The sequence below is a fragment of the Burkholderia sp. Bp8991 genome, from assembly GCF_003853795.1.
Lineage (GTDB): Bacteria > Pseudomonadota > Gammaproteobacteria > Burkholderiales > Burkholderiaceae > Burkholderia.
Window position 1 is genome coordinate 43,806 of the sequence record NZ_QTQJ01000025.1, and the last position, 24,591, is coordinate 68,396.

Below are 24,591 nucleotides of genomic sequence, written 5' to 3' on the forward strand. Positions count from 1 at the left end.
ATGGTCAGGTAGCGCCGCCGCGCCGCCGGCAGCGATGCCGCGCGCACACGGCATGCAGCGGTGCGCCGGCCGGCAAGACCTGCGGGCCGGTCACACGCGGCGCCGGCTCGCTCGGGATCAAAGCCCGACGCTGTCGAGCCACTCCGCGAACATGCGTCGCGCGGCCGCCTCCAGCGCCGGACCGTGCCGCACGGTGTCGGCGCGCAGCTGGCGCGCGTCGATGCCGGGCGTCGACGCGATTTCGCCGGCGTTGCCGATCAGCCAGGGTTCGAAGCGGTCGGCACGGATTTCGGGATGGCATTGCAGCGCCAGCACGTGCTGCCCCCACGCGAACGCCTGGTGGCGGCAGGCCGGTGTCGAGGCCAGATGGATCGCGCCGCCCGGCAGGTCGAACGTATCGCCGTGCCAGTGCAGCATCGAGGTCGCCGCGCCGTCGAGATGGCGCAGAGGCGACGCGCGGCCCGCGTCGGTGAGCGTCAGCGGCGCCCAGCCGAGTTCCTTCTGCGCAGCCGGATAGACGCGCGCACCGAGCGCGCGGGCGATGAACTGCGCGCCAAGGCAGATGCCGAGGATCGGCAGCCCGGCGTCGATGCGCTGGCGCACGAGCGCCGTGAGCGGCGCGATCGACGGATACTGCGCGTCTTCGTACACGCTGAGTGGCCCGCCGAGCATCACGAGCAGCGCCGGCTTGAGCGCGTCGAGCACCTCGACGCGCGACGCGCCGACGTCGACGTAGCGCACCCGCCGCCCGCGCGCCCCGAGCACCTGCTCGAAGCTGCCGAGGTCCTCGAAATGCACGTGGCGGATCGCCACCACTTCAGCGTTCATCATCGGCCTCCCGGTCGATCGACGGACGTCAGCCGGCGAACACCTTCCAGGTCTTCTTTTGCGTTGCCGCGTCGGCTTCTTCGTGCACCGAACAGTCGAGACGCAGATCGCTGTCGGCCATCGACAGGTCGAGCGCCGCGCAGTGATGCACGGTCTTCTTCGACTGCTTGCCCGGCTGGAAATGCGTGCACGTCAGGCACATGCGCTGCGGCGGCGTCGCGCCGGCCACCTGCAGTTCGCGCAGCGTCTTCAGCAGCGCGCGGTACAGCGCGCCCTGCTCGTCCGCGCCGAGCTTGCCGACCGCCTTCGTCAGGAATTCCGGCCATTGCAGCGCCTTCTTCGCCGCGGTACGGCCGCGGGCCGACAGGCGCACGGCAAGCGCGCGGCCGTCGTCCAGCGCGCGGCGCTTCTCGACGAGCCCCTTCGTCTCGAGCGTGCTGACCGCATCGCTGGTGGTCGCAGCCGTGAGCTGTGTCTCGCGCGCGATCTCGCCGAGCCGCATCGGGCCCTTGCGTTGCAGCAGCAGCACGAGGATCTCGCCCTGCGTCGGCGTGAGGCCCGCGCCTTCCGCCCAATCCCATGCCTGGCTTCGCATGGCCGTACTCAACCGCAGCAAGCTGTGGGTCACACGTCCCGAAGCCTGATTCCCGTAAACGCCTTCGCTCATAGTCTTTTCGCTTTGCCGCCGCCCGGATTGCCGAGCAGCCGTAGTGTGGAGATCGAATGTCTATCTCAAAACAGACGCTCATCGAGGAGCGTCGACACGGCCGTCGCGAGGCACACGCGGCGGTCGCGTTCGCGGCGACCGGTGAGACACAGGTCATTCCGGTGTCCGCAAAGCCGACATTCTAAGCGAGAGCGGAAAATCGCACAGCTAAGTTATCCCCTTCATTCTGTGGAAAATCGCTGGATAACCGGATTTTTTCGTTGTGCCGGCAATCCCTGCCGGCCTCACGGCGCAACGCGCAAACATTTTCCTGTTCGAATCGGCCATCGTGCGGCTGGTGGCGATCCACCGGGTTATCCATACCGCAGTGCGTTGACTTTGCAGCGGAATATCCAGTTATCCACAGATTTTCAGGAGGACTGGCGACGCGGAACGCCCGAATCGGCGTCGACCGGCATTCAGCGAATCGCCGCGCGGTCGAGCCTGTAATCTGCAAAACATTTTTTCATTCACGCCAGCGCAGGCACTGCTGGCGGACCGTCTCGTTCAGCGATTTTTCCTGTTTGAAAACGGTTCTCAACCACGATGCGTCATTCACGCGCGCCTTCGCGAGCGCACCGATCTCGTCGAGTGCCGCGCGCGAGCCGAGCGCGGCCGCATGCGGCGCGATCCGGTCGAGCGTGTCGAGGATGTCTTCCGCGATCGTGCGACGCTCACCTGTCTGAGGATTGACGCAGGTGCCCTCGAGCCCGAAGCGGCAGGCTTCGAAACGGTTGAATGTGTAGACGAGATAGTCGTCCTCCGACAGCTTCAGCGGCCGGTCGGTCAGCAGGTAGCGCGCGAGCGTCTGGATGTAGCACGCGATCGCGGCCGCGCGGTCGACCGACAGCGGCGTGTCCATCACGCGCACCTCGATCGTCCCGTAGCCGGGCTTCGGCCGGATGTCCCAGTAAAAGTCCTTCATCGAGTTGACGACGCCCGTGTTGACCATCTTCGTGAAGTACTCCTCGAAGCTGTCCCAGGTCAGCACGAACGGCGCGCGGCCCGACAGCGGGAACGCGAACACCGAATTCAGGCGCGCCGAATGGAAGCCGGTGTCGACGTTCTGCACGAACGGCGACGACGCGGACAGCGCGATGAAGTGCGGAATGAAGCGCGACATCGAGTGCAGCAGGAACAGCGCGCTGTCCGGATCGGGACAGCCGATGTGCACGTGCTGGCCGAACACGGTGAACTGCTTCGCGAGATAGCCGTACAGCTCGGAGATGTACTGGAAGCGCGGCGCGTCGTAGATCTGCCGGTCGCTCCATTGCTGGAACGCGTGCGTGCCGCCGCCGGCGAGCCCGACGTTGAGCTGGTCGGCCGCCTTCACCAGCACGTCGCGGATCGCGTGCAGCTCGGAGACCGCCTGCTCGTGCGAATGGCAGATGCCGGTCGACAGCTCGATCATGCTCTCGGTGATTTCAGGCGTGATGTTGCCGGGGAAGGTCTCGCCCTGGATCAGGCGCATCAGGTCGGATGCAGCCTTGGTGAGGTCGTAGTTGTGCGTGTTGACGACCTGGATCTCCAGTTCGACGCCGAACGTGAACGGTTCGGAATTGACGAAGGTTTCGAGTGCCATGGCAGGTTCCGGAATCAGTTTCTGTCGCTGCGTTCGCTGACCGCCGACAGGCAGCGGTAGACGACGAACGGGCTGACGAGCTGCAGGATCACGATCGTGCACATCACGATCGCGCGCAGGTGCGGGTCGAAATTCGGATAGAGCTGGTAGGTGTCGTCGACGAGCAGGTACGACAGCGCGGACATCGGTGTCAGCGCGATGCCGAGCGCGACGCCCTGCTTCATCCCGAGCCCGCTCGGCTTCGCGAACGCGACGACGCCGGCGAGCTTGGCGGCGAGCCGCGTGACGATCAGCGCGATCGCGAGCAGGCCGCCGAGCGCGATGTCGCCCCACGTGAACGACGTGAGCGTCAGCACGAACAGGATCACCGTCAGCAGCCAGCCGGCCGTGCCGAAATGCTCGGGCCACAGCTGCGGCCGCGCTTCGAGGTTCTTCACGATGATGCCGGCGAGCAGCAGCGTGAGCAGTGTCGACAGCTTCAGCGCCTGCGCGACCGCGATCGCGAGCATCACGAGCCCGAACAGCGCGACGAACGAATGCTCGTCGCGCATCGTCGCGGTCATGTGACGGAACAGGTAATTGCACGCCCGCGCGACCAGGTACGCGACGATGAACGAACCGGCGATCAGGTAGGCGGGTTGCAGGATCGTCGCGAAAACGTTCCCGTACGCTTCCTGGTGGAGCCAGCTCGTGACGAGCTTGGTCAGCACGATCGCGTACACGCTGTTCAGCGCGGTCAGCGTGATGAGGCGCTGCGACACCTGCCCTTCCGCGCGCAGCTCGGTCTTGAGCTGGATCACCATCGACGGCGACGTCGCGATTGCGATCGCCGACAACACGAGCGCGACCATGCCCGACACGCCGAGCGCGAGCATCACGAACAGCACGAGCACGAACGTCAGCGTCGCCTCGGCCAGGCTCGACGCAATGAGCCACGGATTGCGGCGGATCCATTTCAGGTCCAGGCGGCTGCCGAGCTCGAACAGCAGCAGGCCGAGCGCGACGTCGATCAGCAGCCGCGAGGTTTCGTCGGTGCTCGCGTCGATCACGCCGAATCCGAACGAACCGGCGATGAGACCGATCACCGCATACCCGGTGATGCGCGGCAGCCGCCATGCGCGATAGCACAGCTCGCCACACAGACCGGCCGCGAACAACGCGAGCCCGGCCCAGAACACGGCATCCGGCGCGAGCGGCCAATTGGGCAGGAATGAAAACGCCGACTTCATCGTGGTGACTTCTCCTTTGGAAGCAATCGCCAGCGGCGCGGGGTCAAGCGTCAGAAATGAGATGCGCGCCGGCTGGGTATCGCCCCGAGTGTGAATGTTGTGGTCGACGACGGCGGGACATGGGATCCGCCTCTTTCCGCCATCCGGCGGAACTGTCGTTCAGGCTGCCGATCTGGATTGTCGGCCTGGTGTGTGAACGGACTGCGCAGTCTCGATGATTCAGATTCGAAATCGAGCCGACCGTTCCATTGAAGCATGTCCGGCGCTTGGCCGAACGAACGCGAAGGAAACCGATTGTGCCACAGCTTTTTCGCTCCGGAACCGATTGAATCGACTCGCGGCGCTGTGAGGCGCCACAGGTCTTTGGTTTCAATGGTTTACTTGTATATATACGTAGTAGAAGTTAACAAGGCGCTCACAGTTCTGTGGATAACTTCGGTTTACGCAACAAGATCAAGGCGTTGGCGCGGCCATAAGTCGTTGCACAGGCTGTTTGCTCACAGAGGTTTGAGTTGGGCAACTTTCGGGCCGTTTCACAGCTGTGCCGAGTTGCCCAGTTTACGTCCACTGTGATTGCACACGAAGTGCGTGCGGATTTCGCGCGGTTATCCACAGCGTCGCGTGGATAACCTTGCGCGAAAAAATCGAAGGACTGTGAGGATTCGGCTGACGAGATCAGCCGATCTGGCGGCCGCGCAGCGCGCGGATCAGGAACCGGGCCGGGTCGACGGCATCGGCGAGTTCGCGCTCGAGCGGCAGCGGCTCGCCTTCCAGTTGCGACGCGATCAGTTCGGCGCCGAGCGCGGCCCACACGAGGCCGCGGGAACCGTAGCCGAATGCGCCGTACAGGCCCGCGGTGCGCGGCAGGTCGCGCGCCCTCGCACCGCTCAGCGCGCGTGCGTTCGCGACGGCCTGCGCTTCGTCGGCGAGCGGGCCGATCACCGGCACGCGATCGGCGACGACCCAGCGAAACGCGACGCGCCCGCGCAGCGTATCGACGTCCGGCAACTCGCCGATCAGGCCGGGCAGCAGATGCCGGACGCGCTCGATATTTTCGATATGCCCGGCGCCGCGCATCGCCGGATCGAGGTCGTCGGGTTCGAACGTCGCGCCGATCAGCAGCGTGCCGTCGTCGAGGGGTACCGCATAGCCGTCGCCGATCGCGGGGCACGGCAGCGGTGCCGTGCTGCCGGGCGGCAGCAGCGTGAGCTGGCCGCGCACCGGCTGCAGCGCGACGTGCCGCAGGCCCGCGAGACGCACGGCGTCGCCGGCGTTCGCGAGCACGACGACCGGCGCCTCGGCGAGCGTCGCGCCTGCCGCGTCGACGGCGCGCCACGTGTCGCCATCGCGCTCGATTCGCGCGACTTCGGTGCCGGCGAGCAGTGTCACGCGTTCACCGGCCGCCGCGACTTGTGCGGCGCAGACCCCGGCCGGCCAGACGGCGCCGCCGTGCGGAAACAGCAGGCCGCCATGTGCGACCGGCAGGTTCAGATGCGCGCGCGCGGCGTCCGTGTCGAGCAGCGACACGTAGTCGGACGGTGCGCCGAGCGCGTCGAACGCGTCGCGCATCCGCACGAAATCGTCGGCCGATTCCGCGAGATGGATCATCCCGCGCGCGCTGCGCGCGAACGCATGACCCGCATGCTCGAGCGCGCGCCAGCGTGTCAGTGCATGCAGGAAACCGCTGCGCGTGAGGCGGCTCGCGACGTTGTCGTCGCGCGTCATCAGTGGATGGAATACGCCGGCCGGATTGCCCGATGCGTCGCTCGCGATCCGCGCGTGCCGCTCGATCAGTGTGACGTTCCAGCCGCGCGCGGCGAGACGTTCGACGACCGCGCAGCCGGCCAGGCCCGCGCCGATCACGATCGCGTCGCGCGCGGCAACCGGCAAGGCGCGCGGCGGTTCGTGCCGGCGCATCCGCCAGCGCGGTGCGTATTCGCCCGCGAGCATCGCGAACTTGCCGGCCAGCCCGGCCATCTTGCGATACGTGAAACCCGCTTCGAGGAGCGCTTGTTTCACCACGCCCGCGCTCGAATAAGTCGCAAAGGTCGCCTTCTCGGCGGCGATACGTGCGAGCGCGCGGAACACATCGGCCGACCAGAGATCCGGGTTTTTCGCGGGCGCGAAACCGTCCAGATAGAACGCATCGGCGCGGGCGACCAGTTTCGGCAGCATCTCGCACGCGTCGCCCAGCGCGAGCGTGAGCACGACCCGGCCAGCGTCGAATTCGAGGCGATGAAAACCGGGAACGAGCATCGGCCACGCATCGGCGAGCATTTCTGCTTCCGTCGATATAGTTGTGTTCGCAACCATATGGGACAGTGCCAGGCGCAGGTCATCGCGCGAAAACGGATGCTTCTCGAACGACACGAAATGCAGCCGTTCGCAGCGCGCGGGATCGTCGCGCCAGGCGGCCCAGGTCGCGAGGAAGTTGACGCCCGCGCCGAACCCCGTCTCGACGATCGTGAACGTGCGCCGGCCTTGCCAGCGCCCGGGCAGCGCGTTGCCCGCGATGAACACGTAGTTCGCCTGCGCGAGCGCGCCCGCGACGTTGTGATAGATGTCGCCGTACGCGGGCGAGATGAGGGTGCCGTCGTCGCGGAACGCGAGCGTGGCGGGAACGAGTCGGTCGGGCATGCGAAACAAAAAACGTGGCAGCCAAGCCTGGCAAGGGATTGCGCGGAGGCGTCCGGCGGGTCGTTGGCAAAAACCAACGGCGTTGCGCGGCGGCGGACCCGGCTGCGTATCCCGTCCGGTTGGCGCAGGTCAAAAAACGGGCAATCGACGATTCATTCGGCGAAATACCGATGAAAATCTTTGAAACCCTTGTCGTTATTGGGTTTGCGCTGCGCTATCATAGCAACGCCGTACCGCGGGGTGGCCTTCCGGCAAACCGGACGGCACGTCGCGCGGGCCAGGATTCGGCGCTGTGCCGTCGAAGTCTGACTCTCGACGGCACGGTTCGCGCACGTATAATCGGCGCGTTCGCGCTGTTCGTGTCAAACCTAACCTGAAAAAGGAACCTTAATGAACAAACAGGAACTGATCGACGCCGTCGCCGCCCAAACGGGCGCCAGCAAGGCTCAAACCGGCGAAACGCTGGACACGCTGCTCGAAGTCATCAAGAAGGCCGTGTCGAAGGGTGATGCGGTTCAGCTGATCGGCTTCGGCAGCTTCGGTTCGGGCAAGCGCGCAGCACGTACGGGCCGCAACCCGAAGACCGGCGAAACCATCAAGATCCCGGCAGCCAAGACGGTCAAGTTCACGGCTGGCAAGGCGTTCAAGGACGCCGTCAACAAGCGTTAATCCAGCGCCTGTTCCAGGAAAAAAACCCGCCTTTCGGCGGGTTTTTTGTTGGGCGCGCGCGGCATTTTTGCCACAGTTCGCGCCCCTCTTGCAAGATTTAACGGTTGCCTGTCGCAGGCCGTTTTTACCGCGTATTACGCGTGCACGATCTGCGTGTCGCCGGGATCGTCGTCGTCGTGCGCATCGACATCCCACACCGGAAACGGATCGTCGAACGTGCTCCATTGCGCCGCACCGAGCGCGAATTCCGCATCGGTGAGCAGGCATGCGTCGAGTTTTGCGCGCCATGTGTCGGCATCGAGCCCGATGCCGATCAGCACCAGTTCCTGACGGCGATCGCCGACCGAGCGGTCGTCGAGGTCGCCCTGCCACTCCGTGCGAATTTCGGCGAGCAACTCGTCGTCGTCCGGCCATTCCGCGCGATCCTGCGCGGCCCACCAGAGGCCCGCCGGGCCATGCCGGCATACGCCGCCCGCCTGCGACAGCGAGCCCGCGATGTCGTTGCGCGTCGCGAGCCAGAAGAAGCCCTTGCTGCGCAGCACGCCCGGCCACTCCTGATGCAGCAGCGCCCAGAGCCGTGCCGGATGAAACGGCCGGCGCGCGCGGTAAACAAAATTGCCGATGCCGAATTCGTCGGCTTCGCCATGCACGTGCGCATGATGCGGATCGTGGCACTCGGGATCGTCGCAATGCGTGTGATCGTGATCGAGCGACGCGAGCCAGCCCGGCGCGTTCGCGGCCTCGTCGAAATCGAAGCGGCCGGTGTTCAGCACTTCCTCGAGCGGCACGTTGCCGAACGTCGACACGACCTGGTGCGCGCGCGGGTTGAGCCGCGCGAGGATGTGCTGCAGGCGCGCGAGTTCTTCCGAGCCGACGAGGTCGGTCTTGTTGATCACGAGCACGTCGCAGAACTCGATCTGCTCGATCAGCAGCTCGACGAGCGTGCGATCGTCTTCGTCCGATGCGGCGATGCCGCGCGTCGCGAGCGCGTCGTCGGAACCGTAGTCGCGCAGGAAATTGTAGGCGTCGACCACGGTGACGAGCGTGTCGAGCCGCGCGACGTTCGACAGCGATGCGCCGTCGTCGTCGACGAACGTGAAGGTTTCGGCGATCGGCATCGGCTCCGCGATGCCGGTCGATTCGATCACGATCGCGTCGAAGCGGCCATCCGCCGCGAGATTGCGGATCTCGACGAGCAGGTCGTCGCGCAGCGTGCAGCAGATGCAGCCGTTCGACATCTCGACCAGGCGTTCCTCGACATGCGACAGCGCCTGCGCATCGCGTACGAGCGACGCGTCGATGTTGACCGCCGCGAGATCGTTGACGATCACGGCGACTTTCATGCCTGCGCGGTTCGCGAGGATGTGATTGAGCAGCGTGGTCTTGCCGGCGCCGAGGAAACCGGACAGCACGGTGACGGGCAACGGCTGGTTCATTGCCGGATTCATAACGATTTGCACCAACGGAAAAAAGGGAAAAGCGGCCGCGGCGCCCTGACGGGGCGCGATCGGCCCGGAGCCGGTCGCCCGGGCCGGTCGAAACCGCAGCGTGAGATCCGCATTGTGCATCAAACGCGCGCCGGCCGAGCGGCACGGCGTCGGCAAGCGCCGCGGCGCGGCGTCACTGCTCGGGCGGCATCAGCTTCCACTGCGTCAGGATCCCGGCGATCTGCCGCGCATACTTGTCGCGCAGCGACGGCGTTTCCGAATGATAGGCGCCGACGGCCTGCCATGTGTTGCCGTAGCGATTCATCTTCTGGCGCAGGTGCCACGCGGCGATGTAGACGTTCTTGCACGGCTGCATCAGCGTGTCGCGGCCGATGCCGTAGCGCGACAGCGCCGGCAGGTGGATCGAATTGATCTGCATCAGGCCATAGTCGACCGAGCCGTTCGTATTCTTGTTCAGCGCGTCGGGCCGGTTGTGCGACTCCTGCCACGCGATCGCGCGCAGGATCAGCGGATTGACCTTCTGGTAGCGGGCGGCCTCGTCGAAACAATCCGCGCGTGCGCTTCCGCAGGCGAACCACACGCCGGCGGCGATCAACGCGATCGAAGCGAACCGTCTGTTCATGGTGCGGAAAACGAAAGGAATGGGCGCAAGGATCGGGAAAACCCGTGTCCGTTATTCGTGCGACTGGAAACGTGCCGCCCGTATCATACCGAGAGTCCGTCACGTGGCGACATGCGAACGACGGCTGCCCGTTTATACCGCATTTTCGTGTCGATTCATCGCAAAAACGACGGCGACGGACGGCATGCCGGGGCGGCGCCGAAATCTTACATATTGCATACGGCGCGCCGGATACATGTCGTATGTGAGACAGTCCTCGGCTCAATGTGATATTTCGGACATGAAAAGCTGCTAATGTCGCCTCTTTCGGACCTGGATCCCAGCACTACCGCCGGAAGTGGCCTGAGCCGGCATCGACCCATTCATCCATGACAAGAAATCGCTTCGTTATGCGGCGCATCGCGACGACCCTGATCGTCGCCGGCATCATCGTCTCGCAGGCCGCCTACGCTCAGGTCACGCTCAATTTCGTGAATGCGGACATCGACCAGGTCGCCAAGGCGATCGGTGCCGCAACCGGCAAGACCATCATCGTCGACCCCCGCGTGAAGGGGCAGCTCAATCTAGTGGCCGAACGGCCGGTGCCGGAAGACCAGGCGCTGAAGACGCTGCAGTCGGCGCTGCGCATGCAGGGCTTCGCGCTCGTGCAGGATCACGGGGTGCTGAAGGTCGTGCCGGAAGCCGACGCGAAGCTGCAGGGCGTGCCGACCTATGTCGGCAATGCGCCGCAGGCGCGCGGTGACCAGGTCATCACGCAGGTGTTCGAGCTGCGCAACGAATCGGCGAACAACCTGCTGCCGGTGCTGCGGCCGCTGATCTCGCCGAACAACACGGTCACCGCCTACCCGGCGAACAACACGATCGTCGTCACCGACTACGCGGACAACGTGCGCCGCATCGCGCAGATCATCTCGGGCGTCGATAGCGCCGCGGGCGCGCAGGTCCAGGTCGTGCCGCTGCGCAATGCGAACGCGATCGACCTCGCCGCGCAGCTGCAGAAGATGCTCGACCCGGGCGCGATCGGCAACAGCGACGCGACGCTGAAGGTGTCGGTCACCGCCGACCCGCGCACCAACTCGCTGATGCTGCGCGCGTCGAGCGCGTCGCGCCTTGCGGCCGCGAAGCGCCTCGTGCAGCAGCTCGACGCGCCGAGCGCGGTGCCCGGCAACATGCACGTCGTGCCGCTGCGCAACGCCGACGCGGTGAAGCTCGCGAAGACGCTGCGCGGGATGCTCGGCAAGAGCAGCAGCGACAGCGGTTCGTCGGCGTCGTCCAACGACGCGAACAGCTTCAACCAGGGCGGCGGCTCGTCGCAGAGCGGCAACTTCTCGACCGGCACGTCGGGCACCCCGCCGCTGCCGTCGGGCGGCCTCGGCGGTTCGTCTTCGTCGTCGTACGGCGGTGGTTCGTCCAGCGGCGGCGGTCTCGGCACGGGCGGCCTGCTCGGCGGCGACAAGGACAAGAGCGGCGACGACAACCAGCCGGGCGGGATGATCCAGGCCGACGCGGCCACCAACTCGCTGATCATCACCGCGTCCGATCCCGTTTACCGCAACCTGCGCTCGGTGATCGACCAGCTCGACGCACGGCGTGCGCAGGTCTATATCGAAGCGCTGATCGTCGAGCTGAACTCGAATACGTCCGGCAACCTCGGCATCCAGTGGCAGATCGCCCAGGGCCAGTTTCTCGGCGGCACGAACTTCAGCGCCCCCGGTACGCCCAGCGGCAACATCCTCGGGGTGTCGGGCGCGGTTGCCGCCGGTGGTACGGCGGGGCTCGGCGCGCTGGGGCAGACGCTCCTGCCGGGCCTGAACGTCGGCTGGCTGCACAACATGTTCGGCGTGCAGGGCCTTGGCGCGCTGCTGAATTATTTCGCGGGCGTGAGCGACGCGAACGTGCTGTCGACGCCGAACCTCATCACGCTCGACAACGAAGAGGCGAAGATCGTCGTCGGCCAGAACGTGCCGATTCCGACGGGGTCGTATTCGAACCTGACGAGCGGCAACACGAACAACGCATTCAATACCTACGATCGCCGCGATGTCGGCCTCACGCTGCACGTGAAGCCGCAGATCACCGACGGCGGCATCCTGAAGCTGCAGCTCTACACCGAGGATTCGGCGGTCGTCACCAGCACGTTGACCGCCACGACCGGCCCGACCTTCACCAAGCGCTCGATCCAGTCGACGATCCTGGCGGACAACGGCGAAATCATCGTGCTCGGCGGCCTGATGCAGGACAACTACAACGTGTCGAACAGCAAGGTGCCGCTGCTGGGCGACATCCCGTGGATCGGCCAGCTGTTCCGCTCGGAATCGAAGAACCGACAGAAGACCAACCTGATGGTGTTCCTGCGCCCGGTGATCATCACCGACCGGCAGACCGCGCAGGCGGTGTCGGCGAACCGCTACGACTATATCCAGGGCGTCACGGGCTCGTATAAGTCTGACAACAACGTCATGCGTGACAAGGACGATCCGACCGTTCCGCCGATGCCGCTCGGCCCGAGCGAAGGCGGCTCGGCACTGAACCTGTTCGACCTGACGAAGATTCGCCGCCAGCAGCAGGGCCCGCAGCCGGCGCAGCAGGCGCAACCGGCCGTCCAGCCGCAAGCCGTGCCGCAGCAGCAGATGCAGCAACAGCCGCTGACGGTGCCGTCGGGAGCCTCGCAGTGACCGACGTGCTCGCGTCCTCCGCCCACGACGGCGCGCCGGGCGAACGGCAGCCGCCGTCGCCGCTCGCCGCGCGCCTGTTGCCGTACGGCTTTGCGAAGAGCGGCCAGGTGCTGATCGCGCACCAGCTCGACGACACGCTCGAGGTGTGGATCAGCGAACGCACGAACGATGCGGCGCTCGCCGAAATCGCGCGCAACTTCGGCTCGATCTCCGTGCATCGCGTGCCGGCCGACGAACTTGCGCAGGCGATCAACCAGGCCTACGCGCGCCAGGACGGCAGCGCGGCGCAGATCGTCGGCGAGGTCGAAGGCGAAGTCGACCTGTCGCGGCTGATGCAGGACATCCCCGAAGTCGAGGATCTGCTCGAATCGGAGGACGACGCGCCGATCATCCGGATGATCAACGCGCTGCTCACGCAAGCGGCGCGCGAACAGGCATCGGACATCCACATCGAGCCGTTCGAGAATGCATCGGTCGTGCGCTTTCGCGTCGACGGCACGCTGCGCGACGTCGTGCGCCCGAAGAAGGCGCTGCACGGCGCGCTGATCTCGCGGATCAAGATCATGGCGCAGCTCGACATCGCCGAGAAACGCCTGCCGCAGGACGGCCGCATCACGCTGCGCGTCGGCGGCCGGCCGGTCGACGTGCGCGTGTCGACGCTGCCGACCGGGCACGGCGAGCGCGCGGTGCTGCGTCTGCTGGAAAAGGATGCGCAGCGCCTGAACCTCGAAGCGCTCGGGATGGGCCGCGACACGCTCGTCCAGTTCGACAAGCTGATCGCGCGACCGCACGGCATCGTGCTCGTCACGGGCCCGACGGGCTCGGGCAAGACGACGACGCTGTATGCGTCGATGTCGCGGCTCGAAACGGCGACGACCAACATCATGACCGTCGAGGATCCGATCGAATACGACCTGTCCGGCATCGGCCAGACGCAGGTGAACGAGCGGATCGGGATGACCTTTGCCCGCGCACTGCGTTCGATCCTGCGCCAGGATCCGGACGTGATCATGATCGGCGAAATCCGCGACCTCGAAACCGCGCAGATCGCGGTGCAGGCGTCGCTCACGGGCCACCTGGTGCTCGCGACGCTACACACCAACGACGCGGCATCGGCCGTCACGCGCCTGACCGACATGGGCGTGGAGCCGTACCTGCTCGCGTCGTCGCTGCTCGGCGTGCTCGCGCAGCGCCTGGTGCGGCAGCTCTGCCCGGTCTGCAAGGAAGAGCGGCAGGAGGAAGGCCGCACCGTGTGGCATCCGGTCGGCTGCGACAAGTGCGGGCATTCGGGCTACACGGGCCGGCGCGGCGTATACGAACTGCTGGTGGTCGACGATTCGATCCGTACGCTGATCCACCGCAACGCGGCCGATGCGGAGATTCTCGCCGCGGGCCGCGCGGAAGGGATGCGCACGCTGCGCGACGACGCCGAGCGCTGGCTCGCGGCCGGTGCGACGTCGCTCGAGGAAGTGCTGCGCGTGACGGGAGGCGCATAGCGCGATGTCGGCATTCCGTTTCGAAGCAATCGATTCGGCCGGGCGCGCGCAGAAGGGCGTGATCGATGCCGACAGCGCGCGCGCCGCGCGCGGCCAGCTGCGCACGCAGGGGCTCACGCCGCTGGTGGTCGAGCCGGCCGCCAGCGCGAGCCGCGGCGCGCGCTCGCAGCGCCTCGCGTTCGGCCGCAAGCTGTCGCAGCGCGAACAGGCGATCCTCACGCGCCAGCTCGCGAGCCTGCTGATCGCGGGGCTGCCGCTCGACGAGGCGCTCGGCGTGCTCACCGAGCAGGCCGAGCGCGACTACATCCGCGAACTGATGGCCTCGATCCGCGCGGAGGTGCTCGGCGGCCACTCGCTCGCGAATGCGCTGGGCCAGCATCCGCGCGACTTCCCGGAAATCTATCGCGCGCTCGTCGCGGCGGGCGAGCACACCGGCAAGCTCGGCATCGTGCTGTCGCGCCTGGCCGACTACATCGAACAGAGCAACGCGCTGAAGCAGAAGATCCTGCTCGCGTTCACGTATCCGGGGATCGTCACGCTGATCGCTTTCGGCATCGTCACGTTCCTGCTGAGCTACGTCGTGCCGCAGGTCGTCAACGTGTTCGCGAGCACGAAGCAGCAGTTGCCGATCCTCACGGTCGTGATGATGGCGCTGTCGGATTTCGTGCGGCACTGGTGGTGGGCGATCCTGATCGCGGCCGCGCTCGTCGTGTGGGTCGTGAAGGCGACGCTGTCGCGCGACGGGCCCAGGCTCGCGTTCGACCGCTGGGTGCTGACCGCGCCGCTCGCGGGCAAGCTCGTGCGCGGCTACAACACGGTGCGCTTCGCGAGCACGCTCGGCATCCTGACCGCGGCCGGCGTGCCGATCCTGCGCGCGCTGCAGGCGGCCGGCGAGACGCTGTCGAACCGCGCGATGCGCGCGAACATCGACGACGCGATCGTGCGCGTGCGCGAAGGCTCCGCGCTGTCGCGCGCGCTGAACAACGTGAAGACGTTTCCGCCGGTGCTCGTGCACCTGATCCGCTCCGGCGAGGCGACGGGCGACGTGACGACGATGCTGGATCGCGCGGCGGAAGGTGAAGCGCGCGAGCTCGAACGCCGCACGATGTTCCTGACGAGCCTGCTCGAGCCGCTCTTGATCCTGGCGATGGGCGGGATCGTGCTCGTGATCGTGCTGGCCGTGATGCTGCCGATCATCGAGCTGAACAACATGGTGCAGTGACGGCCTGACCGCCGGTCGGGCCACCGCCGTTCAACGCATGTAGATCGCGGGTGACGGCGTGTTCGCGGGGAGCTGGACTTCGGCGCGCGCGCCGTTGCGGTCGACGATGATCGAGCGGCTGCGCACTTCGGCGAGCTTCGCGCCGGGCGCGAGCTCCGCGCCGAGCGACACGGCGCGCGGCGGTTCGCCGCCGATGCCGACGATCGCGGCGCCGCCATGATCGAGCGCGAGAATGCCGAACAGGTGGATGTCCTGCACGGGATTCTTGTCGAGCTGTCCGCCGAAGAGCGCGGCGGCGTCCTCGGTGCGGATCGGCAACCGCGCGGCGGCGGCGGGCAGCGGCGCTTCGCGGGCCGACAGCGTGACGACCCAGTAGGTGGCCGTCGCGCACAAACCCGCGAAGAGGGCTAGGGAGAGGATCCGGATCGAGAGCGCGTTCATGCGCGCTATTGTACGGATGTATATGAAATTTGCGTTGGGTGAAAGCCCTCGGCAGTGCGCGCCTTACAATGCGTGCTCCGCGCCCGGGGGAAACGGAAGCTGGCCGTCAGGCAAACGTCCGGAATGCGCCGGGTGCGTCACTTAATCGACGACATTTTTTGGAAGAGGTAGTCAGTCATGCAAACGTGGATCACTCGCCGTAATGCGGCCGTGCGCCGTCAGCGCGGTTTCACGCTGATCGAGATCATGGTGGTGGTCGCGATCCTCGGGATCCTGGCGGCACTGATCGTGCCGAAGATCATGAGCCGTCCCGACGAGGCGCGCCGTATCGCCGCGAAGCAGGACATCGGCACGATCATGCAGGCGCTCAAGCTGTACCGGCTCGACAACGGCCGCTATCCGACCCAGGAACAGGGCCTGAACGCGCTGATCCAGAAGCCGACCACCGATCCGATCCCGAACAACTGGAAGGACGGCGGCTATCTCGAGCGCCTGCCGAACGATCCGTGGGGCAACGGGTACAAGTACCTGAACCCGGGCGTGCACGGCGAGATCGACGTGTTCAGCTACGGCGCCGACGGCAAGGAAGGCGGCGAGAGCAACGATTCCGACATCGGTTCGTGGCAGTAAGCCTGCGCTGACCGTCCCGACGTTCTCCCCGTTCTTCACTCCATGCCCGCCCCTCGCACGCCCTTGCGCTCCGCTCGCGCTCGCCGCGACGGCCGCGTGCGGCGCGGCGCGGCCGTGACCGTGGCACGCGCACGCGGCTTCACGCTGCTCGAGATGCTGGTCGTGCTCGTGATCGCGGGCCTGCTGGTGTCGCTCGCGTCGCTGTCGCTGACGCGCAATCCGCGCACCGACCTGCGCGAGGAAGCGCAGCGCATCGCGCTGCTGTTCGAGACGGCCGGCGACGAAGCACAGGTGCGCGCGCGCCCGATCGCGTGGCAGCCGACCGCGCACGGTTTCCGCTTCGACGTGAGCTCGCCCGACGGCTGGCACACGCTGCGCGACGACGTGCTGCGCCCGCGCGACTGGGACGGCGGCGTCACGGGCGCCGATATCGACTATCCCGGTTCGGACACGCGCGCGAGCCGCGTCGTGTTCGGCACGGAAAGCATCGACACGCCGGTGCGCGTGACGCTGCATTCGGCGGTCGGCAGCGCGACGATCGTCGGCACCGGCAACGGCCGCTACGAGGTGCAATGACGATGCGTCGTCGCCTGCCCTTTCCGGCCGCTTCCCGCCCCCCAAGGGGACTCCCTTCGGGGCACCCCAGGCGTACTTCCTCCGGAGACCGGCCTGCGGCCGGCCTCGTCGGGGCGCGCGGCTTCACGATGATCGAGGTGCTGGTCGCGCTCGCGATCATCGCGGTCGCGCTCGCCGCGTCGATCCGCGCGGTCGGCACGATGGCGACCAATGCATCCGATCTCCACCGCCGGCTGCTCGCCGGCTGGAGTGCCGACAACGCGCTCGCGCAACTGCGCCTCACGCATGCGTGGCCGGAGGTCGGCGAACAGAGCTTCGACTGTTCGCAGGGCAACCTGCAGCTGGTCTGCACGCAGCGCGTGAGCACGACGCCGAACCCGGTGTTCCGGCGCGTGCAGATGTCGGTGAGCATGCCGGGGCGCGCCGGCGTGCTCGCGCAAATGGTGACGGTGGTCGCGAATGAAACCAGCCGTCCGCTCTGACGCGCCGATGCCGCGCCGGCCGCTGCGCGCCGCCGGCTCGCGCCGCGTACGCGGCTTCACGCTGATCGAACTGATGATCGCGATCGCGATCCTCGCGGTGGTCGCGATCCTGTCGTGGCGCGGGCTCGACCAGATCATGCGCGGCCGCGACAAGGTCGCGGCCGCGATGGAAGACGAGCGCGTGTTCGCGCAGATGTTCGACCAGATGCGCATCGACGCGCGGCTCGCCGCGACCGACGACGAAGCCGGCCAGCCGGCGATCGGCGTCGCCGGCAACACGCTGCAGATCGTCCGCGAGCTCGACGTGCCGGGCGCCGCGCCGCGGCTGCAGGTGGTCCGCTACCGGATCGCCGGCGGGCGCGTCGTGCGCTATGCATCGCCGCCGCTCGACGACGCGAACCGCCTGCGCGACGTGCTGAAGGACAGCAGCGTCGACGGCTGGAGCTGGGTCGCGCTGATGGGCGGCGTCGGTGCGATCGACGCGAAGCTGTACGTGCCGCGCGTCGGCTGGACCACCAACCTGCAGACGGCCAACGACGCGCTCGCGCAGAACAACGATGCGCTGAAGGTGCCGCAGATCGGCAACGCGCCGCCGGCGCGCGCGGTGACGGGGCTGCAGGTCAGCATCGGCGCGACCTCGCTGCGCGTGCCCGTCACGCGCATCTTCCTCGTCGGGGAATGACGATGCGCGCGCGCCCTCATCGTTCCCGGTTCGCCGAGCGTCGCGCCGCACGCGGCCGCCGCGAGCGCGGCGCGGCGATCATCACCGCGCTGCTCGTCGTCGCGCTGTCGGCGATCCTCGTGTCGGGGATGCTGTGGCGCCAGCAGGTGCAGATTCGCCGCATCGAGAACCAGCGCGTGATCGCGCAGGCGCAGTGGGTCGCGCGCGGCGCGCTCGACTGGACGCGCATGATCCTGCGCTCCGAGGGCGACACGGCGCCCGGCATCACCTATCTCGGCGGGATCTGGGCCGTGCCGATCGCGAAGACGAAGCTGTCGGATTTCCTCGGCCGGATCGGCGCGCCGAACGACAACGGCGGCGAAGACACCTACATCTCCGGATCGATCGAGGACGCGCAGGCGAAGTACAACCTGCGCAACCTCGTGTCGTCGCCGGCGCCCGGCGTGCTGCAGCTCAACGCGATGCAGCTCAAGGCGTTCCAGCGGCTGTTGACGACCCTCGGCTACGACGGCGCGCTCGCGAAGCGCATCGCGCTGCAGATGCGCGCGGGCCTGATGCACTCGGCGACGCGTTTCCAGACGCCGACGCTGCCCGGCGCCGGAACGGCCGCGACCGCGCCGGTGCCCGGCGGCGACACGGCCGGCAACTTCACCGACGAGCCGGGGATGTCCGACGGCGACCGCGGGCCCGCGCCGCTCGTGATGACCGGCGTCGACAGCCTGCTCGACGTCGACGGCGTCACGCCCGAAATGGTCGCGCGGCTGCGCCCGTTCGTCACCGTGCTGCCGACCACGACGCCGGTGAACATGAACACCGCGCCGGCCGAGGTGATCGCGGCGCTGATGCCGGGGATGAGCGTGTCGTCCGCGCAGGCGCTCGTAGCGCGGCGCGAGACCGTGTTTTTCCGCAACGTCGGCGACGTGCAGCTCGCGCTGCGCGGTGCCGGCGCGCCGAACGTGACGATCGACTCGAGCCTCGTCGACGTCAATTCGAGTTACTTCATCGTGCATGGCCGGATTCAGCACGATCGCGCGGAGGTCGATCGCACCTCGCTCGTGTATCGTGATCCGACCACGCACTCGACGCGGGTCGTGCGCATCCGCGACCAGCTATAACGACGCCATCCGGGAGAGGAGCTCTTGAGCACGCTGATTGTTTCTTTGCCGCCGCGCGAGCCGGCCGTGCCGTTGCAGGAATGGCAGTGGCCCGAGCTGCCGTTCACGCTCGTGGACAAGGCCGGCCAGGTGCAGCGCGCGGGCCGCGCCGCGCTCGCGCTGCTGCCGCGCGCGAACGCGACGGTGCTGATCGTCGCCGCGCGCGACGTGCTGCTGCTGGCCGCGACCGTGCCGCCGCTCAAGGGGCCGAAGCTGCGCCAGGCGCTGCCGAACATCGTCGAGGATCAGCTGATCCAGGATCCGCTCGGCTGCCATGTCGCGCTCGATCCGGTCGCGCTGCCCGACGGCCGCCGCGTGCTGGCCGTCGTCGACCGCGCGTGGTTCCGCGCGATCTGTGATGCCTTCACCGCGGCCGGCCACCGGCACCTGAGCGCGGTGCCCGCGACGCGCTGCCTGCCCGCACCGCGCGCGCCGGCGGCGGAAGCTGCACCGGATGCGCATGCCGACGGTGAGGCCACCCAAGCCGACGCGCTCACGGATGCGGTCGAGCCGCCTGCGCGCCCGACCGCGGTCGCCGCGGTGCTCGGCCTCACGACGGCGATCGAGCCGGTGCTCGTGGAAGCCGGCGCGCAGCCGGCCGCGGCCGGTGCGCCGCGTCTCGAGTTCGCGGTCGCGCGCGGCGCGCTCGGCGAAGGGTTCGCGGCGCCTGCGTCGCGCGCGGCCGGCACGCTCGCCGCGCTCGCGGGCGGCGGCGACGTCGAACTGTACGAACTCGGCGAACCGGGCGCGGAGCCGCGCCTCGCGTCGGTCGGACGCGCCGACGGCCCGCTGCTGCCGGGCGCGCAACCGCTGCCGTTCGATGCGTTCGCGCGGCGTGCGCTGACCGAGCGCTTCGATCTGTGCCAGTTCGAATTCGAATCGCAGCCGTGGCGCTTCGACCGCGCGACGCTGAAGCGCCTGCGCGTGCCGATCGCACTCGCCGCGGCCACGCTCGGCGTCGCGGTGATCGGGATGAACCTGCACTGGTGGAAGCTGTCGCGCGAGCGCGACGCGCTGTCCGCGCAGATCACCGAGACGCTGCTGTCTGCCTTCCCCAAGACGACGACGGTGCTCGATCCGCCCGCGCAGATGCAGCGCCAGCTCGACCAGCTGCGCCTCGCGGCGGGCGAGCTGTCGCCGAACGATTTCCTCGCGCTGTCGAGCGGGCTGTCGCGTTCGATGGGCGCGCTGCCGCTGAACGGTATCGCGTCGCTCGATTATCACGACCGGCGGCTCGACGTCGGCTTCAAGCCGGAGGTCAAGGTCGACCCCGATTTCCCGCAGCGTCTCGCGCGCAACGGGCTGGCCGGCGAAGTCGACAGCAGCACCGGCAAATGGACGATCCGGAGCCGCTCATGAAGACGGAACAACTGACCCAGACGCTGGCCCAGTTCTGGGGCGAGCGCACGCCGCGCGAGCGGACGCTGCTCGGCTGGGGCGGCGCCGTGCTGGCCGTCGCGATCGCGTATTCGGTGCTGTGGTCGCCCGCGGAGGAAGGCCGCGCGCGGATCCGGCGCGAGCTCCCGACGATGCGCCAGGAACTCGCGCAGATGACCGCGCAGGCCAACGAGGCGAAGTCGTTGACGGCCGCCGCGCAAGGCGTCGCGCCGACCGGTCTTGCGCTGAAGGACGCGCTCACCGCGTCGTTGTCCGATCACGGGCTGCAGGGCGCGCAGGTGCAGGTCGTCGGCAACGGTGTGCAGATCCAGATGAAGAACGCCTCGTTTCCGGTGTGGACGCAGTGGCTCGACGACGCGCGCCGGCAGTTCAAGGTGCAGGTCGGCGAAGCGCACGTGACCGGACTGAAGGAAGACGGCCAGGTCGACCTGACGGCCGTGATGCAACCCTCGACGCAGAAATGACGCAGTGGATGAAACCAGCGACGGTCGGCCGATGAGGCCAGGGATCAGGCGGCTCGTCGCCGCATTGCCGTGGGTGGTGGCGGGCGGGTTCGCGACGGCGCTGACGCTCGTCGCGCTCGCGCCGGCCGCGTGGATCGCGCCGCAGTTCGCGCGCGCGAGCGGCGGCCACGTGAACCTCGTCGATCCGGACGGATCGCTGTGGCACGGGTCGGGCACGCTGATGCTCGGACCGGGCGCGGACCAGAGCGCGGCAACGCTGCTGCCGGGGCGGGTCGAATGGACCACGGGCTTCTGGCCGCTCCTGAGCGGGCGCGTGCGGATGCGCATGCGGCAGACCGAGGCGATGCCCGACGCCGTCACGCTCGACGCGACGTGGCGCGGCGCCGTGCTGTCGGCGGGCACGATGGCCGTGCCCGCGTCGCTGCTTGCCGGGCTCGGCACGCCGTTCAACACGCTCGACCTGCAGGGCGACGTGCGGCTCGGCTGGACCGACTGGCGGATGATCGGCAACAGCGCGTTCGGCCAGCTGACGGTGACGATCGATTCGATGAGTTCGCGCGTGTCGCGCGTGAAGCCGCTCGGGTCGTATCGCGCAGTGCTGCAGGCGAAGGGCTCGGGCGCCGATCTCGACCTGTCGACGACGCAGGGCCCGCTGTTCCTCGACGGACACGGCAGCTTCGGCCCCGGCCAGGGTTCGTTTCGCGGCACCGCGCATGCGGCGCCCGAGCAGCAGGCGAACCTCGCGGGGCTGCTGAACCTGCTCGGCCATCCGATCGGCAACAACGAAGTGTCGCTGATCTTCGGCGACGCGACGCGCTGACGCGCGCGCCACCCTCTCCTTTCCGTCTTACTTCTGCGCGAGCGGCACGGCGGCCGACGGTGCGGTCGCGGCCGGCGCCGCCGCACCGGATGCCGGCGCCGGCGCCGCCATGTCGCCCGTTTCGCGTGCGATGTCCGACGCATCCCAGCCGCCGCCGAGCGCCTTCACGAGCCCGACCGACGACACCATCCGCTGGCCTGCGATCGTCGCGAGCTTCTGCTGCGCGGTGAACGCGGTGGTCTGCGCGGTCAGCACGTTCAGGTAGGCGACCGTGCCGGCCTTGTACTGGTTCGTGACGATCGCGAGCGCGTGCTGGGCGCTGTCGACGGCCTGCCGCTGCACGTCGACTTCCTGAGCGAGGATGCGCTGCGACGCGAGGTTGTCCTCGACGTCCTGGAACGCCGTGAGCACCGCGAGGCGGTACGCGGCGACGTCCTGGTCGTAGGTCGCGCGCGCGGCATCCGTTTGCGCGGCGCGCAGGCCGGCGTCGAACAGCGTCGCCGCGAGCTGCGGGCCGACCGTCCAGAACCGCGCGGGCAGCGTGAACAGTTGCGACCACACCGAGCTCTGGAAGCCGCCGGTGGCCGACAGGGTGAGCGTCGGGAAGAACGCGGCGATCGCGACGCCGATCTGCTCGTTCGCGGCCGCCGCGCGGCGCTCGGCCGCCGCGATGTCGGGCCGGCGCTCGAGCAGCGCGGACGGCACGTCGACCGGCGTGATCGGCGGCTCCGCCGCGAGCGGGTTCGGCGCCAGCGAGAACGTCGATGCCGGTTCGCCGATCAGTGTCGCGATCGCATGCTCGTACTGCGCGCGCGCGACGCCGTTGTCGATCGACGCGGCCTGCGCGCTCTGCAGCTGCGTCTGCGCCTGGATCACGTCCGCGCGCGCGGCGACGCCCTGCGCGTACTGGTTCTGCGTGAGCTTCAGCGATTCGCCGTACGACTTCACGGTGTCGTCGAGCAGCTTCTGCAGTGCATCGGACGTGCGCAGCTGGAAGTAGGTCTGCGCGAGCAGCGCCTGCTGCGAGAGCCGCGCGTTCGCGAGATCGGCCGCGGCGGCCGCTTCGCCGGCGCGCTGCGCGCTGACGGTGCGGCTCACCTTGCCCCACAGGTCGGGTTCCCAGCTCGCGTCGAGGCCGACGCTGTAGCTGTTGCCGATCGACGAACTGCTGCCGAAGCTCGACGAAGACGACGTACGCCCCGTCCGGGAGCGCGAGCCCGAGGCGGTCAGCCCGACGGTCGGGAAGTACGCGGCACGCGCTTCGGCGACGAGCGCGCGGGCCTGCCGGTACGCGGCGGCCGATTGCGCGATGGTCTGGTTCGATGCGTTGAGCTTGCCGACCAGCGCGTCGAGCTGCGGGTCGTTGTAGACGCTCCACCACGGACCGCGGTCGGCGCGGTCGGCGGGCTGCGCGACTTTCCAGCCGGCCGGCGCTTCCTTGAAGGCGGCGGGGATCGACGTGTCGGGCCGGTGATAGTCGGGCCCGACGGCGCAGCCGGCGAGCAGCACGGCCGTCGCGACGGCGACGGCGGCGCTCAGCGGGCGAAGGGCGCGCGGGAGGGGAGCGTACGGCATGGTGGTTTTCCTGTCGGGATGCTGCGGCCGGCGAGCGGCGTCGCGCGATGCGGTCGTCGTGCCGCTGGCGGACAAATGGTAACTGACGGCGGGAAAGCCGCGCAGCCCTAAGGGTACGGTGCGCGGCGGCACGAATGTGTTACCGGCGCGGCCGGCCGGTTTACCGGTCATTACGGATCGCTTGCGCTCGAGGCAGGCGACGAATGCGGCGCAGACGAAGCCGGGCCGCGGGGTGCGGCCGGCATTCGGTCGGGATGACGGGAGCCGGCGGTGTCAGTGACAGCGCGCGGGCACCGGGACGGGATCGGCGGCGGACCGCCATGTCGACGGCTCCGTGGCCGCCGGCCGGCTCGTGCGGCGGGCGGCGCCCTTCGCGTTGCGCTGCCGGCGGTGATCGAACCAGGCAAACCCGAGCGCCGCGAGCGACCCGCCCGGCACCACCAGCATCGTCACGTACAGCGCGATCTTCCAGCCGCGGTGCGGCCCGGAGAACACATGATGAGCGGTATCGGTCAGGTTGCGGCGCAGCGCGCCGGCGGCATTTTTCAGGAACAGCATTGCGAACATCCTCGGGTGCCCGGCAGCGCGGGCTGAGCGGTCAGAACATCGTCTCCGGCAGTGCGGCATGCACGTCGTAACTGGTTGCCTGAAATAATATTGACTAAGCAATCATTTTTCAAGATACTGGGCGCGTTTTGACCTGAAACGCACTGTTGCTGCGCGCGCAATTCGCATGAACGGCGGCCTCTACGATCCCGACACCATCGCACTGGAAACGAGCCTCGGTTATTACCTGACCAAGGCCCGGCAGGCGCTCGTCGAGCGAATGGACCGCGCACTCGAGCCGTACGACCTAACCGCGCAGCAGATCGGCGTGATCCTGCTGCTGTCGCGCGGGTACGCGCGCACGCCGTTCGAGCTGTCGCGCAAGATGTCGTACGACAGCGGTTCGATGACCCGGATGCTCGACCGCCTCGAGCGCAAGGGCCTGGTCGCGCGCTCGCGCAGCGAACAGGACCGCCGCGTGATCGAACTGACGCTGACCGAGCGCGGCGCCGACGCGGCCCGCGCGCTGCCGTCGCTGATCGCGACCGCGTTGAACGCGCAGCTCGCCGGTTTCTCGGCCGACGAACTCGCGCTGCTCACCGGCCTGCTGCAGCGGTTCATCGCCAACGGGCCCGGCGACGCCGGCTGCCCGAAGCCCGACGAACCGGATTGCTGAGCGCGGGAGGCCCGATGTCTAGGTTAAGCATTC

Annotated in this window: 24 protein-coding genes; 14 read left to right on the plus strand and 10 right to left on the minus strand. The window is 68.0% G+C overall.

Translation table 11 applies throughout. The features are described 5' to 3' along the window. Nucleotides 1-117: 117 nt before the first annotated feature. From DIE02_RS25260 to mnmC, 5 genes are all read right to left on the minus strand, one after another. Nucleotides 118-828, minus strand: a complete 711-nt coding sequence (locus DIE02_RS25260; protein ID WP_124486887.1) for a glutamine amidotransferase — start codon at nucleotides 826-828, stop codon at nucleotides 118-120. A gap of 28 nt (nucleotides 829-856) precedes the next feature. Continuing rightward, nucleotides 857-1,495: a MarR family winged helix-turn-helix transcriptional regulator gene (locus tag DIE02_RS25265; protein WP_044845216.1), complete on the minus strand. Its 639-nt coding sequence runs from the start codon at nucleotides 1,493-1,495 to the stop codon at nucleotides 857-859. Between the two features lie 505 nt (nucleotides 1,496-2,000). Continuing rightward, entirely contained in the window at nucleotides 2,001-3,116 is a 1,116-nt protein-coding gene (locus tag DIE02_RS25270; RefSeq protein ID WP_006490006.1) for a YbdK family carboxylate-amine ligase, read from the minus strand. 14 nt (nucleotides 3,117-3,130) lie between these two features. Beyond that, nucleotides 3,131-4,345: a cation:proton antiporter gene (locus DIE02_RS25275; protein ID WP_044845215.1), complete on the minus strand. Its 1,215-nt coding sequence runs from the start codon at nucleotides 4,343-4,345 to the stop codon at nucleotides 3,131-3,133. A 675-nt stretch (nucleotides 4,346-5,020) separates the two neighbouring features. Further along, nucleotides 5,021-6,982, minus strand: coding sequence for a bifunctional tRNA (5-methylaminomethyl-2-thiouridine)(34)-methyltransferase MnmD/FAD-dependent 5-carboxymethylaminomethyl-2-thiouridine(34) oxidoreductase MnmC (gene mnmC / locus DIE02_RS25290; RefSeq protein ID WP_124529803.1), 1,962 nt, complete (start codon nucleotides 6,980-6,982; stop codon nucleotides 5,021-5,023). Nucleotides 6,983-6,996: 14 nt separating this feature from the next. Between mnmC and DIE02_RS25295 the strand changes: the two genes are divergently transcribed. Further along, nucleotides 6,997-7,359, plus strand: a complete 363-nt coding sequence (locus DIE02_RS25295) for a hypothetical protein (RefSeq protein ID WP_124486807.1) — start codon at nucleotides 6,997-6,999, stop codon at nucleotides 7,357-7,359. Between the two features lie 13 nt (nucleotides 7,360-7,372). After that, nucleotides 7,373-7,651: an HU family DNA-binding protein gene (locus tag DIE02_RS25300; RefSeq protein WP_006401505.1), complete on the plus strand. Its 279-nt coding sequence runs from the start codon at nucleotides 7,373-7,375 to the stop codon at nucleotides 7,649-7,651. A 134-nt stretch (nucleotides 7,652-7,785) separates the two neighbouring features. On the opposite strand, the gene DIE02_RS25305 is transcribed toward DIE02_RS25300, so the two are convergent. After that, the gene (locus DIE02_RS25305) at nucleotides 7,786-9,099 is read right to left on the minus strand and encodes a GTP-binding protein (protein WP_124486806.1); all 1,314 of its coding nucleotides are present in this window, start codon (nucleotides 9,097-9,099) and stop codon (nucleotides 7,786-7,788) included. 172 nt (nucleotides 9,100-9,271) lie between these two features. Next, nucleotides 9,272-9,721 carry a lytic transglycosylase domain-containing protein gene (locus tag DIE02_RS25310; protein ID WP_044845212.1) on the minus strand — a complete coding sequence of 150 codons (450 nt, stop codon included), beginning with the start codon at nucleotides 9,719-9,721 and terminating at the stop codon, nucleotides 9,272-9,274. Nucleotides 9,722-10,089: 368 nt separating this feature from the next. On the opposite strand from DIE02_RS25310, the gene gspD reads away from it, so the two are divergent. From gspD to gspF, 3 genes are read left to right on the plus strand one after another with little or no spacing between them, the layout of a single operon-like run. Further along, nucleotides 10,090-12,396 (plus strand): type II secretion system secretin GspD, encoded by a 2,307-nt coding sequence (gene gspD, locus DIE02_RS25315; RefSeq protein ID WP_124486805.1) that lies wholly within the window; start codon nucleotides 10,090-10,092, stop codon nucleotides 12,394-12,396. Beyond that, a complete protein-coding gene (gspE, locus tag DIE02_RS25320) occupies nucleotides 12,393-13,892 on the plus strand; it encodes a type II secretion system ATPase GspE (RefSeq protein ID WP_124486804.1) in 1,500 nt (499 codons plus the stop codon). Before gspD ends, gspE begins: the two co-directional genes overlap by 4 nt. Nucleotides 13,893-13,896: 4 nt before the next feature. Further along, the gene (gene gspF / locus DIE02_RS25325) at nucleotides 13,897-15,114 is read left to right on the plus strand and encodes a type II secretion system inner membrane protein GspF (RefSeq protein ID WP_124486803.1); all 1,218 of its coding nucleotides are present in this window, start codon (nucleotides 13,897-13,899) and stop codon (nucleotides 15,112-15,114) included. Between the two features lie 30 nt (nucleotides 15,115-15,144). Here gspF and DIE02_RS25330 read toward each other — a convergent pair whose 3' ends face one another. Further along, nucleotides 15,145-15,555: a hypothetical protein gene (locus DIE02_RS25330; protein WP_011882773.1), complete on the minus strand. Its 411-nt coding sequence runs from the start codon at nucleotides 15,553-15,555 to the stop codon at nucleotides 15,145-15,147. A gap of 177 nt (nucleotides 15,556-15,732) precedes the next feature. Here DIE02_RS25330 and gspG point away from each other — a divergent pair, with 177 nt between their 5' ends. Genes gspG through DIE02_RS25370 form a run of 8 tightly spaced genes read left to right on the plus strand, consistent with a single transcriptional unit; the run spans nucleotide 15,733 to nucleotide 21,761 of the window. Next, nucleotides 15,733-16,185, plus strand: coding sequence for a type II secretion system major pseudopilin GspG (gene gspG / locus DIE02_RS25335; RefSeq protein ID WP_027783126.1), 453 nt, complete (start codon nucleotides 15,733-15,735; stop codon nucleotides 16,183-16,185). A 42-nt stretch (nucleotides 16,186-16,227) separates the two neighbouring features. After that, a complete protein-coding gene (locus DIE02_RS25340; RefSeq protein ID WP_124486802.1) occupies nucleotides 16,228-16,761 on the plus strand; it encodes a GspH/FimT family pseudopilin in 534 nt (177 codons plus the stop codon). 2 nt (nucleotides 16,762-16,763) lie between these two features. Beyond that, nucleotides 16,764-17,243: a type II secretion system minor pseudopilin GspI gene (gspI, locus tag DIE02_RS25345; protein WP_409333448.1), complete on the plus strand. Its 480-nt coding sequence runs from the start codon at nucleotides 16,764-16,766 to the stop codon at nucleotides 17,241-17,243. After that, the gene (locus DIE02_RS25350) at nucleotides 17,221-17,925 is read left to right on the plus strand and encodes a type II secretion system protein J (RefSeq protein ID WP_124486801.1); all 705 of its coding nucleotides are present in this window, start codon (nucleotides 17,221-17,223) and stop codon (nucleotides 17,923-17,925) included. The genes gspI and DIE02_RS25350 overlap by 23 nt, the downstream gene beginning before the upstream one ends. A 2-nt stretch (nucleotides 17,926-17,927) precedes the next feature. Beyond that, complete coding sequence (gene gspK, locus DIE02_RS25355; protein ID WP_124486800.1) at nucleotides 17,928-19,040, plus strand: type II secretion system minor pseudopilin GspK; 1,113 nt, start codon at nucleotides 17,928-17,930, stop codon at nucleotides 19,038-19,040. Nucleotides 19,041-19,064: 24 nt separating this feature from the next. Beyond that, nucleotides 19,065-20,438, plus strand: coding sequence for a type II secretion system protein GspL (gene gspL / locus DIE02_RS25360; RefSeq protein ID WP_124486799.1), 1,374 nt, complete (start codon nucleotides 19,065-19,067; stop codon nucleotides 20,436-20,438). Beyond that, nucleotides 20,435-20,941, plus strand: a complete 507-nt coding sequence (gspM, locus tag DIE02_RS25365; RefSeq protein WP_124486798.1) for a type II secretion system protein GspM — start codon at nucleotides 20,435-20,437, stop codon at nucleotides 20,939-20,941. Before gspL ends, gspM begins: the two co-directional genes overlap by 4 nt. Before the next feature lie 31 nt (nucleotides 20,942-20,972). Continuing rightward, complete coding sequence (locus tag DIE02_RS25370) at nucleotides 20,973-21,761, plus strand: type II secretion system protein N (RefSeq protein WP_124486797.1); 789 nt, start codon at nucleotides 20,973-20,975, stop codon at nucleotides 21,759-21,761. A gap of 27 nt (nucleotides 21,762-21,788) precedes the next feature. Here the strand turns inward: DIE02_RS25370 and DIE02_RS25375 are convergent, their stop codons facing one another. Together DIE02_RS25375 and DIE02_RS25380 are read right to left on the minus strand one after the other, a co-directional pair. After that, nucleotides 21,789-23,336, minus strand: coding sequence for an efflux transporter outer membrane subunit (locus tag DIE02_RS25375; RefSeq protein ID WP_124486796.1), 1,548 nt, complete (start codon nucleotides 23,334-23,336; stop codon nucleotides 21,789-21,791). A 273-nt stretch (nucleotides 23,337-23,609) separates the two neighbouring features. Further along, nucleotides 23,610-23,894 carry a multidrug ABC transporter ATPase gene (locus DIE02_RS25380; protein ID WP_082088525.1) on the minus strand — a complete coding sequence of 95 codons (285 nt, stop codon included), beginning with the start codon at nucleotides 23,892-23,894 and terminating at the stop codon, nucleotides 23,610-23,612. A gap of 175 nt (nucleotides 23,895-24,069) precedes the next feature. On the opposite strand from DIE02_RS25380, the gene DIE02_RS25385 reads away from it, so the two are divergent. Further along, on the plus strand, nucleotides 24,070-24,558 hold the full coding sequence (locus DIE02_RS25385) for a MarR family winged helix-turn-helix transcriptional regulator (RefSeq protein ID WP_124486795.1): 489 nt from the start codon (nucleotides 24,070-24,072) through the stop codon (nucleotides 24,556-24,558). Nucleotides 24,559-24,591 lie beyond the last annotated feature (33 nt).